Below are 13,917 nucleotides of genomic sequence, written 5' to 3'. Positions count from 1 at the left end.
GGTTTATCTAATAAACCCCGAGTTTCTTCGTGATGGGTCAGTTTAACCATTTTTTCATAATCGGGATATTCCGGGGTGACACAGGCATCTTTGCGATGGAGAATTGGCGGATTATCATCCTTGTCATAGTCCCGATAAATTACCCGCAAATCGATTAAGTCAATATCCATGCGAGTATGTAAGAGGGGATGCGCTTCTTGGTCAAAATTGGGGTAAAATAAATAGGAAATTTTCGGCTTTTTCAGGCTAAATTTAATTAAGGTGGCCTCATCCATTCGCCCAATTGCCCGACTGACTACCCCTTCATAAATTCTCAGCAAGGGGTCGAGGGTTTCTAAGGCGGAAACATGAACCGTGAAACTATTGGGTTTTAGCAAACCCACGGAACTGTTTTTACAACTGCTGGCCACTAATTTAATATTATTTAAACTAAATACCAGTTGGTCTGCCATAATACAGGCAGTCCGATAAGAGGGAAATAGAGCTTTAATATCATTTTGAATTTCTAAGGGTAAATGAGACAATTGGACTCGTTTTAACAAGTTTGTAACGGCAATATAAGTTAGAAGGTCTTTCCTGCGTTTTTCAGTAATCGCCTCCCATTCTTCCGGGTGAGTGAACTCCATAATCACTTTAAAGGCGCGTCGCAAATTGCCAAATTCGGCGAGGATTTGCGGTTCTTGGGGGAGTTCTCCCGGAACCGGTAGTCTGCCGCGATCGCTGGCAAATTCTATGAGTGGCGTCAGGATTTCCCGATACTCATCAAAACTTTTCAGCAGTTTAGGAACCGTCGTCCGACTGCGGAAGCGATAGGATTGAATCAGTTGTGCGAGTTGTTGGTCCCGAAAAACGAAATAAATCCCCAATGCCACGGGAACTGCTTCCACTTGCAGAACACTTTCGATATACTGTTTCAGTTCTTCTTGTTCATAATATTTCTGAAAAGTATGGCGGAGGGTAATCACCCCATCTCCATAGGCAACCTGACCACAATTGCGGTCATCGACTAACACTAACGAGGCAACAATTAACACTTTTTGGGTCAATTCCCAGGATTTAATTAGCGCTTGTCGGCGTTCTTCTAAATCTTCGATGACATTAATGATATAACCCAAATTCACGACATCCGCAGGAGTCGCAGGAGTATCGGGGGAATAATACGGGTCCCAACCACTACTCGGAAATCCTTGTTCTGCAATCCGTTTAATATCTCCCCCATGACCACATCCATAATCAAAAAAGGTCGTTCCTTCGGTAAAAAATCCCGCTTCTAATCCTAATCGCATCGGACGAGAGATGGCATTACGGACAATTGCAGCGCGATGGCGTTCGATTTTGGGGGTGGTTTTAAGGGGTTTATTTGTTGTCTTATATTCCGATGTGACAATGACCGTATGTCCCTGAATTTCTACCCCAGCATCGGTCAAACAATCTAACCATCCATTCCGAGTTCCAATCCCCCGTGATTTGTTTAAGAGTCCTAATTTTTCTTCTTCTTGGGTGAGAATAGAAAACAGTTCATATAGAGGATAATCCGGGGTGACAAAGGTTTCTTTGCGGTGGAGAACTGGAGGATTATCCGCTTGGCGATAGTCTCGATAGCGAATTCGACCCTCGGGTAAATGAACTCTCAAACTTGCCTGTAATGCTGGATGCGGGTCGGTGTCAAATTCGGGATAAAATAGATAAGAAATAATGGGTTTTTCAAGGTTGAATTTAATTAAGGTTGCCCCATCAAATTGTCCGAAATGATGACGGGTAACTGCTTCATATAAACGCAAGATTGGGTCTAAGGATTCTAGGGCCCAAACATGAACGTACAATGCACCGGGTAGCTTTTTTCCCAGAGGACTATTTTGGCAAGCGATGGCGATCGCATCTGGGGATTCTAATTGGGATAACAAGTTTTGTGCCAATTGTTTTGCGGTCGTCCAATTTCCAAATAAGGCGCGAAAATGAGAGGCAATTTGAGGGGATAATTCGGATAAAATAGGAACGCGCTTTTTCTGCTGAATCAGACTTGCTAGATAAATTAATCCATCTTGACGGCATTTTTCCTGAATTTGCTCCCAAATTTGAATGGGGGTTGCTTGGACAATTTGATTAAATGCCTGTTCTAAACTGCCAAATACTGTGACGATTTTTTGGCCGGTGGATAACTCTTTGACCGTGGGTAAGCGTCCCCAATCCGCGACAAATTCCATCAATGGCGTTAGGATTTCTTCTTGTTCAATTAAGGTCGTTGCATCGGGGTTTAGGGGAGGAATGACCGAACGCGATCGCCCGGTTTTGAAGTGATAAATTTGCGCGTCTGCTGGATTGCGGAATATAAAATAAACCCCCAATCCGGCAGGTGTTGCCTCGACGGATAAGGTGTGTTCTAGTTCGGTTTTGAGTTCTAATTGTTCTGAGTAGGAATGAACTGAATTCATCGGAATCACGCCATCTTTCCCATAAGCGATTTTTCCTTTATTGACTTCGGAAATTGTGACTGCGGCAGCAACAATTAAGACTTTTTGAGTCAATTTCCAGGCATCGCGCAAGACATCCTGACTTTCTTCCGGGGACTGGATAACATTGAGGATATCGGCAAGATAAACAACATCTGCCGGATTGTGATTGGCATCTCCCCCATAGTCCAAAAATGTTGTTTCACAAGTCAGGATTCCCGCTTCTCCAGCGAGACGTAGGGGACGGGGTAGATGGCGGTGAACCGATGCCAAACGGTCTCGTTTGGTTTGGGGTAGCGGCAAACTGGATTTATCCATAATATTGGAGGTGTAACTCAGCAGCGATCGGGACCCACCTTTTTCATACCACATAATGGTTGCTGCCAGTCTAAATTTTTATTGCCGCTACCCCGTTATTCCAAAACCCGCTTCCGAATTAGGGGGTAAATTTACTGCGGATCTCTTCGATTCGTTTGCGGTTTACCCCTAAATCAGACTGTCCTAACCGCGACGCCGATCGCACTTGAATGACATCTGACTTGCGATCGAGAAAAAATTCCACATCATCCACATACCCCATCAAAGAACTGGTAAATTCAGCATACAGATAATGGGCCTCGGATTTAATCACTTTTGCATTATCTATCTCTTCGATAATCTCCTTGAGATGGGTAAAGGCTTTTTTCGCCGAAAACTCATATTGCAAGGGTTCAATTTTATGCTTGTTATCCGTTTCTTCCGCTTGAGAAGACACACAATTGGGAGAAGTTGGACAAGGGGATAATTTGCCCATGCTGACGCCTAAATTATCGGGACGTTCCCCGGAAAAGGAAAAGATACTGGCGATCGCATTCGGTGAAATCTCAGCAGCGAATGCCGCCGGAGTTGGACTCAAATAACACCAGATTGCCAAGGTGACCGAAAAACACAGAGTGAGAACTTTTACAGGAGATAAGTTGTACATAAATCGCCGTTTGATGCAAAATGCTCTTTTCATTCTAGCGGCAAAGGCGACTCCTGGTTCACCGTTTCCCTTTTGATTCGTTCTCCCCTGTCTGACTCGCCACTGCCACCTCGATTAAATGCTCAATTTTCTTCAGATTCGGGTCTCCTGCCAGATACCCAATCCCGCGATGCAGATGCAAACGAAACTGAGTCGCCAAAGTCTCTTTATCCATCCCCAATCCATCTTGATGACAGCGTTGTTTTAAGGCCAAAATTAAAATATCTGACAGTTCCCCTCCAAATACTCGCCAACTCATTTCGACGTTACTATCGGCGGGAATTGGAACCGGAGAAGGGATAGAAGTTTCGGACAAGGATTTACAAAATGCCCATCGGCATAAAATATTCCATTGGTCAATTTTCGTATAACGTTTGAGTTTACTGAGTTGTTCTTTCGCGGTTTGCGAGAGTTTAATTCGGTCTAGGGGTGGTTCCATTGGTTGATTGAAAATAAATGGATAAACCCGCACCCTGAAGGGTGGGGCTATACAGACGAAGCCCGCACTTCGACGGGACTCAGCACAGGCCTGCGCGGGCTAAGAATAGGAGCTTTGGGGTGATTTGATAGTTTACCAGAAATAGCCTTTTTCTACAACAGTTTTGCGGGTTTCGGGTTGATATTTGAGGAGGTAGCTGTTGGCGATCGCCTCCTGTTCTAGGAGATGCTGATACTCACTCTTGCTGATTTCTGTATCTGTAGACAACAGAATCACTTGATGGGATGCTGACGGAAAATAGCGTTCAATTAAATTATTCCGATGGGAAGAATCCAACCGTCCCAATGGAGTATCGATCGCCACTGGCAGATGCCGTCCCGACACTCGCGCCAATCCCCACAAAAAGGCGATCGCCAACAACTGCTTTTCCCCCGCAGAAAGACGATGTTTCGGGACCGCTTGACCCTCGGGGTTGTACAGCGACAATCCAAAACTTTCAGTATCAATCGCAATCCGATGGACTAAATCCGTTTTATGTAACAGATAGCGGAAACAATCCGTTACCTCTACCTCTAACTTATTTAACTTCCGCAGGGTCAACCGTTCCTTAAACAATTTCAAAGTTTCCTGAACCTTCTTCGATGACTCAATAATATGCTCATCATTTTGGCGTTCAATACTTGTTTCACTGTAAACCGCCAGTTCCTTCTTGAACCCCTCAATCTCTTTGCCTAACTTATCGCATCGCTGCTGACCATTATTATAATCCCCTTGAGCGTTTACCACTGCCGCTTGTGCCGCCTTCAATGCCGCATCCAGTTGTTCATAAATCTCCGGAGAAGGTGCCGATGCCAGTTGCCGTTCATTGAACGTAATTTCTACCTCCAATGCCTCCAAAGACTGCAACTTTTCCCCTGCCAACTTCACCTGACTTGGCAGTTCATGCCGCAACACATTCGCCAACAAAGATAGACTTTCCTCATCTGCCGATAACCAGACATCCTCCTCCGAACCAATTTCGCGATCGAGTGCCTCATCCTCCTGTTCCAGAAAGAACTTAATCTTATCCACCTGTTGCGGTTTCAGCTTCAAGTTATCCAGATATTCTACTAGACGACTACCACGTTCCTTCACCACATCCCGCGCAATTTTCGCCTGAAGAGATTTCGCCTCCTTTTCCCCTTGAACCTGCACCGGATTCAGGAAAGGTTGAATTAAAACCAGAGGTAAACTCCCCCCAGCTAATTCCCCCAAAGACTCGCGCATCTGTTCGATATTTGCCTCTAAATTGCGCTTTTCTTTTTCTAATTGAGTCCGTTCCGCCGCAATTTTACCCCCTTCCGAAATAAACTTATCCCAAGCATCCCGCTGCCGTTCATGCGCCTTTTCTAAGTTATTTTGCAAACCCCCTAACTCTTGCTTTGCCTCGGATAATTCCCCCGTAGATTTCGACAACTTTTGTTCAATTTCTTCCAAACTCGCCAACTGCTTTGCACTCGCCAACTTCTTCTGTTTCCGCCGGACCAAAATATCCAAATCTATCGATAACCGTTCCGCCAATTCCAACCCCAATAAAGATTGAATCGCATCCACCACTACCGGAGGCGGCGTTTCCTGTTCCGCCAATTCCTTCACCTGTTCCCCATCAAATAGAAACAGATTAGAAATCCCCAATGGCAACAAATTCTCGATATATTCATCCCAAATATTCGTCAAATCTGTTCGCGGCCAATCTCCTTCCAAAATCCCTAACGTATCCTTACCATCCTTCGGATTTGCTTCCCAATAGCGCACAATCCGCAACTCCACCGCCGCATCATTTTCAAAATGCTCAAACACCAACTCAATCCGAGTTTTTTCCACCGGATCCGAATCCCGAGTCACACACTGAGTCAGGAAATCACTATAATTCAAATTGCCTCGGGTCGAACATTGAGCGCGAGGACCATAAAGCGCTAAACGAATGGCATCCATCAGGGTCGTTTTTCCCCCACCATTCATCCCCCCAAACAGGATAATCGGACGAGTTTCTCCATGAATTTGGGGTCGTAAATCAATCACTTGTCGTCCCATATAGGGACCAAAGTTTTGCAGAACCAGTTCAATAAAAATCACGATACAGTCAAGGTAATAAAGTCAACAGTAGGCAAAATTCCAACACCCCCCAGTAGACAGAATTCCTGTTCCCCCCTTAGCAAGGGGGGGTTAGGGGGGGTCTCTTCGATTAATTCTCTACATCATCATCATCATCATTATCAAGAGTTGGATATTTCATCGTCCCCCAACTTAACTGTTTAACCGCAGCAACATCCCCCTCAGTCCCCAAGGGTTTCATGTCCCGATTTTTGAGTTGTTTAATCGCATAAACATCCCCGTCTTTAGCAGCAGTTTTCAGGTCCCGTTTGTAATGAGCATTTTCAATCGCCTGTTCTTGCGATCGCGAACTACTCTCAAAGCATTTCTCTAACGCATCATACACCCCAATCCGTCGGGATTTCGTATGATACTGATACTCCGTCCCAATCAATTTGGACATCAATTCCAAGTGCATCGTGTCCGGATTACAGATTTCATGCAACACCTCCCACTCATCACTTCCCCACAATTGATTACCCGCGCCAGGACGAGGGTCCTGAAAGACTTCCCCTGTCACTTCTTCATAAATCTTAGGCAAGCTATCATCAAATTCATGCTTCTCTTCTAGCCAAATTCGCCGAATTTCGCTGAGTTCGTCTAAACTAATCAGGGTGATATCTCCCATGTTTGACGGGGCAGTCTTACGGACCAAATTTTGAGCTTCTAAAATTCTTTTCAGTAAATGTTCTCTCCATTCCTTAGTATAAGGTCCGGGAATTGGCTCCACCGAGGTTTGGCCTTCAATATTTCGCTCAAATAATTGTACATCTCCCCATATTCTACGAAAGTCTCTATGCTGGCGATCGTTTTCAATATCCAATTCAAGACGGATATCCACTAGCGGTTGCAACCACTCTTTTTCTTCATCATTTTGAATCATTGCAGTCAGAGATTTGTCACTATCAACTAGCGTACAAACCCAGCATCCAAAACGAGAACTTCCACAGCTAGGAGTAGAGGTGTCAACGACTAGAGGGCATTCATTATCTGCGGTAGATTCCCGATACATGACAAATAAATCTTTGTTGCTTTGTCCCCAAGGATTCGACCATTGATTCAAATAAATCCAGACTTCATCATTGCGCCAGTCTTCGATAGGACTATAAACAAGAGAGTTTGGTAAATGAGCGTTAGGACTTAGGCGATCGCGCACTCGTTTTTCTTCCAGTTTTTTCATGGTGGCAGCACGTTTAGAACTTTCTGCTTTACGAGTTCCCAAGATAAGAATCGCTTCACCATTGGTTCTGACTACATTACGAATGAAACGGTTAGACGGTTCTATTTTTAAGCGTCCAGTACACCATCGGAATTTAATTCGAGGTGCTGGGTATCCTTTTCCAATTAAACCCACCCAGTAGGTATGCTTAATATCCGGTTGCAGCAAATGTGGATCAAATGGCATTTTTTGTTCCATAGCTGCTACTTTCATGTTCTCTATGGATTTGCGAACCCACCCCGCAACAATTGGATTTTCTACCAGGGTATCTGTGGTAATAACATAAATTGTTTTTGTTCGCTTTGACAGGGGTAGTTCAGCTATAGCATTCCAGACTAACTGCAATGTGGCAGTGCTATCTTTCCCCCCTGAATATCCCAAAATCCAGGGGATTTCGTCTAAACAGTAGAGTGCTTGAATCTCTTTAGTTAATTTGTCAATATCTTCTACTAAGTCCTCTACAGTACGAGGTGGAAAGAGTGACATTTGAGCTTGTTCTGCCATGTTCTGAAAACTCCTTGATATTTTCTAACTTGCAATAGGTATGTTATAATTTTACAGCTTTTTACTCCAATTGCGACTTAATATGACAGATGACTTGTTACCCCAGTCAGAAACGCCTCCCCGCCTCGATCCGGTGCTTGAACCCTATTTCGCAAAGCATCATCGCGAAAAGTGTTATCCCGGTCTGATTTTCCGCCAGGGGAAGCGCCGGATGGTGCAAATCAATGTCCCTGCTGATGATTTGCCGACGCTTCTCCAGGCAAAACCCTCTAGTGATAACGATCCTGATTCGGGTAAAAATCGTCCAGAAGTTAAGGGTCATGCGGAGGAAATCAAAGAGTATATTCTCAAACGCGCCACCAAAGGTAAACCCTGGATTTTGGGAACCCTAACGGCAAATGTCGATCCCAGCAAGATTGAACTCATTGAATTGGGGAGGGGGATTTGCTTAGTAGTCATTCCTCGTGGGGTTAAGTTAGACATTACAGATGGACAACATCGCAAAAGTGCAATCCAAGATTTAATTATCGGTGAATTTGGCGAGGTAATTGGCGATAATGATTTTCCCATTACCCTGGTTTTAGAACCGGATTTTAACCAGTGCCAGAGTGATTTCAGAGATATGGCACAGACAAAGCAACTCGATAAGTCGCTACTGTTGTCGTTTGGGGAATTTGAAGGTAGAGTTGGCATCACTAAACGAGTCATTGATGAAGTTTTCATGTTTCAAGGTAAGACGGAAAAAATAAAAAGTTCTCCTGCTTCCAAAAAGAAATTAGTTTATACCACCAATTATATCGCCAAGCTGGTAGGGGCCTCTTTCTCAGGGGACTCCAACAATGAGTTAAAAGAGCGTGATGTAGATAAAGCATCCGACGCTTTAATTAATGCCCTGAATCAATTTTTTAGTGAATGTACTCAAAGTCGTCATATTGTTGAGGTCAATGTTGAAGATTTGAGCATTGATGAAATAGAGGATTTTAAAAATGAAAACTTACTGGGTAGAAGTGTTGGTATGGAAATATTAGGCCACTTGCTCTATTGTATTTATGACAAAAATGTTCATTTGTTTGACCCTAAGAAAATTTCTACATTAGCTCAAATCAATTGGTCAAGAGAAGGTCATTTATGGAGAGACAATGTTGTCTTGTTGGATCCAAACCCCAAAAACCCAGCAAAACCTTACAAAATAACAGCGGGGGTTAATGCTATAAGAATTGCTGTAAATCGGGCAAAAACACATCTAGGATGGATGTAAATTGCGCCCTTTAGCAATTTGGAGGGAGTCGATCGCCTTAATTGCTCCCTCCTCAATTCCTACTGATTTTCCAAACGCTTCTCTTCCTCCGTTAGCGGCAAATTTAAGCGCTGTTTCAGATAAGCAGTCATCCGCATTACGCTAGTTGACCCTTGGGACAATTGACCCTTGAACATCACCCTCCCTTCCCAGTCTAAATGCGATCGCGACCAATCGACTTGCCGTAAGGGGCCCAAATGGTCTCGCCAAGTATCTGGATAGGTCCTGAGTAACGTTGCACCCACTGCGCCTAACCCGATTAAGGCGATCGCCTGGGTATGCAGGTAATCTCGCCGGATCTCATAAGCGCTAACTTTGCGTTCTAATACAAGTTGCCAATCTGGAATCTGCCGACTGACCGCATTCCAGTAATCGACTGCCTGTTTGATTTGTGCTTCTAGGGGTTCCCCTTGCCAGTCTGCTAATAATGTCAAGGTTGCCTGACAAATATGACTGAGTATAAATAGTTTACCAGACCGAGTGCTTAAATGACTGCGTTCGGTTTCTGTGAGAGTGCGGAATACCTCCACTTGCTGATATACTCCTCTCCCTAATGCCGCTTTGTCATCGCGATGGTCATACAGCAGATTGAGCGCAGGGTCCGATCGCACTGGGTAGCGGTTGAGGTCACTAAATATCTGCTGCGATCGCTTCAAACCCACATCCAGAAACAAAATCAGAGGAATCGTTTCATACCCCAAATCCGGATTTTCTTTCAATGCCGATTCAAATGCCACCCGCCGATGTTGGCCGTCATTGATGGTAAATCGCGCATCCATCGGCACTCGCAAGCGTCCGACTTTTCGCCCTTCCGCCTCGGTCCCCAGGGGTTCAAAGGTGATATCCGCATCAATAGAGGCCGTAATCGCCGAAATAGTATAACTGCGGGGATTATCCAAAATATACTGGGTAATTTGCGGGACACGAGTCCGATTCAGCGATCGCCTCGCCCGATTTTCTGGCGGCGTTTCCACCTGATCCAGGGGGAACAGTTTCGGCAAAAGTCGCAGGGGACACATAGACACATAATATTCTCGTCCCGCCTGTATTCCCCGAACTACAGGTAAAACATATTCAAAGGCGGTATTTAGCACGATCGCCCTCCCGGTATGTGCGGTAGATGGTATCCCACCGGCAACTCCCCCTTTTTTTTGATGACCCTTGACAGATTGACATAAATATGTTATAAACTGACCTGATTTAATCGCTTTTTTTTAGTATTGCACAAAAAGTTTTTAAAAACCAGCTTTTTAGCAAATTAGTCCAAAACCCTTACAGACAGAGGGTTTGATTGGGGATGAGTCAGTCTGGTAACTTTCCTGCTATGTTTAAGGATGTGCCTATCGATGTGAAAGTCCTCATGAACCCTCCCCGGAATCCAGCAACGGACCTTGCCAGTAAAATCCTGGAACAGGAAAACAGCGATCGCGAAGCGTTGGCGTTATTGCTGGATCGCCATCTCTCCCGTAGCGATCGCCTCCTGGTTCAGAAAACCCAGATGGGGAATACTGAGGCATTTATTGGATCCGTCACCTTAGAATGGTTAAGCAGTCGGGTTCGTTTTGCCTCCCAACTGCCACTATTTCAGAAAAAGTATGACCCCCAAACCGATAATGTAGTCAGGGACCGGGAAACCATTGACGAACTGCTACAACGTCCCCTAGATTGGTCCCGACAAGCAGCTTTGACCCTGTATTTAGTCGCCCGCAAAAATCATAAATTCCCGGCATTATTGGTAGTGCAAAGTCCGCCGTGGGTGGATAATTCCGATGCGCCAGAGTGGGATGAAAATGGGCGATCGCGTCAATCCTGTTGTGACTTCATCTCCTTAGACAAAGACAACACCATCGGACTCTTAGACCTGTCTGAAAAAGTTGCAATATTTGCCTTAGATGGTCAACATCGACTGATGGGAGTTCAGGGGTTAATGGAACTAATTAAAACCGGACGACTCCAACGCTATAACAAAAATAAAAACCCCGTAGGTGCGGCAATTACCGTCGATGATTTAAAACAGCAATATCAGGTCGAATCGGCACATTTGCAAAATTTAGCTTCGGAAAGAATCGGTATTGAATTTATTCCCGCCGTATTGGCAGGAGAAACCCGAGACGAAGCAAGGCGGAGGGTCCGGTCAATTTTTGTTCATGTTAACCTAATGGCGGTCAACCTGAGTAAAGGACAACTCGCTGTTCTGAATGAAGATGATGGTTTTTCAATTATAGCGCGGAAAGTTGCGGTTACGCATCCTCTATTGAAAGAGAAAAAGAAACGAAATCCTCGGGTGAATTGGGATAGTGCGACTGTGGCGGCTAAATCAACAGTTTTAACCACTCTTCAGGCCATTAAGGAGATGTCTGAACGCTACTTAGGTCCGAAATTTACCCATTGGCGATCGGCGAATAAAAAGGGATTCATTCCGATTCGTCCTGAAGATGACGAACTAGAGGAAGGGTTACGGGAATTTGAGGCATTATTTGAGGGGTTATCGAGCTTAGTTAGCTATCAGCAACTCGAATCAGGGACGGAAACTCCAGAAATGCGCCGGTTTAGTCATGAAAAAGGCAGTGGGGATGGGAATTTACTGTTTCGTCCCATTGGACAAGTTGCCTTAGCGCAAGCGATGGGAATTTTAGTGTTTGAGAAAGGGGTTTCTCTGAAAGAGTTGATTGATAAGTTGCAGGAATTTGATGTGGATGGGGGATTTAGTGGGATGGAATATCCCCAGTCTCTTTGGTATGGGGTTTTATATGACCCAAGTAAACGGCGGGTGTTAGTTTCGGGTCGGGATTTGGCGGCGAAGTTGTTGGTTTATATTTTAGGGGGAATTGAGGATGATTATGAACGCGCAAATCTTCGCAAGGCGTTAGCGGATGCGCGTACTTTTGAAGGGAAAGCAGTTAGTTTTGAGGGTAAGTTTGTGAAACCGAAGGAGGTGGGTTTGCCGGAGGTTTTGTGAGGGGTATTGGGGGGAACGACTGAAGTCGTTACTACGAACTTAAGAGGGAACGACTGAAGTCGTTATTATGAACGATTATAAAAAACGACTTAGGTCAAACTCGTCGGGTTCTGAGGATGTTTTTTTGAAGCGTTCGGAGAGGAGGATGAGGAGGATTCTTTCGGTATAGTCTACGGCACCTCGTAACTCTTCGCGGAGGATTTCTAGGCCGCCGTTGGCATATTCTTCAAAGATTTGAGCGCGGATTTCTTCGGAATCGGGGTCGTTGGGTGCGATAATTTTGGAGTCTTTGGTTTCGGCGATCGCCAGCAATTTGATAACCAAGTCATATCCTTTCGTGACGAAGGTATCGATGTCTATTGGACCCGGTTCGGTTTTGGAAATTGCGCCGAGGGGAACTCGTTTTTTGCGTCTGGCACCCAAGGCGGCAGCAAAGACGAGAACATCGGTAAAGTGACGAAATACTCCGGTTTTGTTGTCCGATGAGGTTAAGGATGTGACTAAATCTGCTTTATCTTTGGCCACCCGAATTCGATATGCACCCATTGCGATCGGCCTGTATTGTATTGAACAGTCAACAGGATTTAGGAAGCGACGCCCCCATCCTACTAATCTAGCATAGATGGAGGCATTTTCATAGTAGGTGACTCACCCATTTACGGTCCGACTCGATAAACCCCCACATCATCAATGATAAATTCTGTGGAATTTTGACCATCTGTATTCCCAGTAGAAAAAAACAAATAGTCCAGATTATCAAACTTAAATCCATAAGGGGTATAAGTCGCCGCAGCAGACTGAGAACCGGCGCGAAAGGTGAGTAAATCTCTCGGGGTTAAATCATCAACTCCCGGACTGGCGTAGTAACTAATTGAACCATCCAGATTGAATGCCATACCCAGAGTCCACCATCCGGTATTGGTGAATTTTTGTTCGCTGGCATTGACATCTACGCCTTCGTTATTGGACCTAACCACCCAGCGAAAAGTGCGACGTCCACTACTTTCTTTGTCCATCCAAATCCAAATTCCGGGCCAATAATTCGCTAATTGACCATCGGGTTTACGTCCAGTGGCACCGACGCGAAACCCGATATGATATCCACTCATATCGTGCCATTCATTCAAAGGAGGTAGATAAATTCGCGTCACTACATTTAACCCCGAACCCAGAGGAATATCCCCGTTGGTTTTTCCGGGAATAATATTCAGTAAATCCTCTTGCTGAACCGTCCCTTCTGTAATATTCGGAGTGCCAGAATTTGTAGTTCTTAAACGCAAGGAATATTGACTTCCTCCTATGCCTCCCGGTGGGGTTCTGACTTGTTCAACAATATCCGGATGTCCCCGAGTCGGTCCTTCAATCCACCTGCCATTGGCAGAGACACCAGTGGGAGGATTCTGTGCATGGATGACTTCAACCCAACCGGAACCGGGGTTATGAAATTGATTGTAGAGTTTAGGATTATTGAAGTTATAACTCCAACCGACTTCCTCGAAGGTATCCCCGAACTCGGTGAGGCGGGTCCCTCTCCCTGGTGGCGCCAATTCGGCGCTATTAGATAGGGTGAAGGCGACTAAAATGCCTGATAGGACTTGTAATGCTTTCATTGAGTTATCAAATTTTACGCGGTCTTAAGACATATTTGTAGCCTAAATTGTGTCAGTTTGCAATCGCCGGTCATTGGTCATTGGTTATTGGTCATTGGTTATTGGTTATTGGTTATTGGTCATTGGTTATTGGTTATTGGTTATTGGTCATTGGTCATTGGTTATTGGTCATTGGTCATTGGTTGTTTATTTAGGGAAAGACAACCGGGTTTCTTAACCCGGTGTATGCTCGGTTAGCGGTTATCAAGGGTTGAGAGGGCGATCGCAACTCAGATACCCCAAAAATTAGGGATTCAAAGATTT

The 13,917-nt window shown here is 44.9% G+C and carries 11 protein-coding genes; 3 read left to right on the top strand and 8 right to left on the bottom strand.

Going from position 1 to position 13,917, the window contains the following annotated elements; translation table 11 throughout:
* From J0895_RS16210 to dndC, 5 genes are all read right to left on the bottom strand, one after another.
* Positions 1-2,822, bottom strand: a 2,822-nt coding sequence (locus J0895_RS16210) for a DNA phosphorothioation-associated putative methyltransferase (protein ID WP_242541363.1), incomplete at its 3' end; no start/stop codon positions are given.
* Positions 2,823-2,886: 64 nt separating this feature from the next.
* A complete protein-coding gene (locus J0895_RS16205) occupies positions 2,887-3,414 on the bottom strand; it encodes a DUF1499 domain-containing protein (protein ID WP_207089081.1) in 528 nt (175 codons plus the stop codon).
* Between the two features lie 58 nt (positions 3,415-3,472).
* Entirely contained in the window at positions 3,473-3,892 is a 420-nt protein-coding gene (dndE, locus tag J0895_RS16200) for a DNA sulfur modification protein DndE (protein WP_207089080.1), read from the bottom strand.
* A 132-nt stretch (positions 3,893-4,024) separates the two neighbouring features.
* Entirely contained in the window at positions 4,025-6,007 is a 1,983-nt protein-coding gene (dndD, locus tag J0895_RS16195; protein ID WP_207089079.1) for a DNA sulfur modification protein DndD, read from the bottom strand.
* Between the two features lie 109 nt (positions 6,008-6,116).
* Complete coding sequence (gene dndC, locus J0895_RS16190) at positions 6,117-7,748, bottom strand: DNA phosphorothioation system sulfurtransferase DndC (RefSeq protein ID WP_207089078.1); 1,632 nt, start codon at positions 7,746-7,748, stop codon at positions 6,117-6,119.
* 82 nt (positions 7,749-7,830) lie between these two features.
* On the opposite strand from dndC, the gene J0895_RS16185 reads away from it, so the two are divergent.
* Positions 7,831-9,006, top strand: a complete 1,176-nt coding sequence (locus J0895_RS16185; protein WP_207089077.1) for a DNA sulfur modification protein DndB — start codon at positions 7,831-7,833, stop codon at positions 9,004-9,006.
* A 59-nt stretch (positions 9,007-9,065) separates the two neighbouring features.
* Here J0895_RS16185 and dndB read toward each other — a convergent pair whose 3' ends face one another.
* Entirely contained in the window at positions 9,066-10,139 is a 1,074-nt protein-coding gene (gene dndB, locus J0895_RS16180; protein ID WP_207089076.1) for a DNA sulfur modification protein DndB, read from the bottom strand.
* 266 nt (positions 10,140-10,405) lie between these two features.
* Between dndB and J0895_RS16175 the strand changes: the two genes are divergently transcribed.
* A complete protein-coding gene (locus J0895_RS16175) occupies positions 10,406-12,004 on the top strand; it encodes a DGQHR domain-containing protein (protein ID WP_207089075.1) in 1,599 nt (532 codons plus the stop codon).
* 75 nt (positions 12,005-12,079) lie between these two features.
* On the opposite strand, the gene J0895_RS16170 is transcribed toward J0895_RS16175, so the two are convergent.
* Positions 12,080-12,550 (bottom strand): DNA phosphorothioation-associated protein 4, encoded by a 471-nt coding sequence (locus J0895_RS16170; RefSeq protein ID WP_207089074.1) that lies wholly within the window; start codon positions 12,548-12,550, stop codon positions 12,080-12,082.
* Positions 12,551-12,660: 110 nt separating this feature from the next.
* Entirely contained in the window at positions 12,661-13,614 is a 954-nt protein-coding gene (locus tag J0895_RS16165; protein ID WP_207089073.1) for a hypothetical protein, read from the bottom strand.
* A 33-nt stretch (positions 13,615-13,647) separates the two neighbouring features.
* On the opposite strand from J0895_RS16165, the gene J0895_RS27010 reads away from it, so the two are divergent.
* Positions 13,648-13,851 carry a hypothetical protein gene (locus tag J0895_RS27010; protein ID WP_422894339.1) on the top strand — a complete coding sequence of 68 codons (204 nt, stop codon included), beginning with the start codon at positions 13,648-13,650 and terminating at the stop codon, positions 13,849-13,851.
* Positions 13,852-13,917: the final 66 nt, after the last annotated feature.

Source organism: Phormidium pseudopriestleyi FRX01 (assembly GCF_017313335.1).
Lineage (GTDB): Bacteria > Cyanobacteriota > Cyanobacteriia > Cyanobacteriales > Laspinemataceae > Laspinema > Laspinema pseudopriestleyi.
Note: the sequence above shows the minus strand (reverse complement) of the source record. Positions and strands in the feature narration are given on the sequence as shown.

What these genes read in the sequence shown, in the direction of transcription:
- J0895_RS16175 (WP_207089075.1), top strand. Translation starts at nt 10,406, where the DNA reads ATGAACCCTCCCCGGAATCCAGCAACGGACCTTGCCAGTAAAATCCTG.
- dndE (WP_207089080.1), bottom strand. Translation starts at nt 3,892, where the DNA reads ATGGAACCACCCCTAGACCGAATTAAACTCTCGCAAACCGCGAAAGAA.
- J0895_RS16165 (WP_207089073.1), bottom strand. Translation starts at nt 13,614, where the DNA reads ATGAAAGCATTACAAGTCCTATCAGGCATTTTAGTCGCCTTCACCCTA.
- J0895_RS16205 (WP_207089081.1), bottom strand. Translation starts at nt 3,414, where the DNA reads ATGTACAACTTATCTCCTGTAAAAGTTCTCACTCTGTGTTTTTCGGTC.
- J0895_RS16170 (WP_207089074.1), bottom strand. Translation starts at nt 12,550, where the DNA reads ATGGGTGCATATCGAATTCGGGTGGCCAAAGATAAAGCAGATTTAGTC.
- J0895_RS16185 (WP_207089077.1), top strand. Translation starts at nt 7,831, where the DNA reads ATGACAGATGACTTGTTACCCCAGTCAGAAACGCCTCCCCGCCTCGAT.
- dndC (WP_207089078.1), bottom strand. Translation starts at nt 7,748, where the DNA reads ATGGCAGAACAAGCTCAAATGTCACTCTTTCCACCTCGTACTGTAGAG.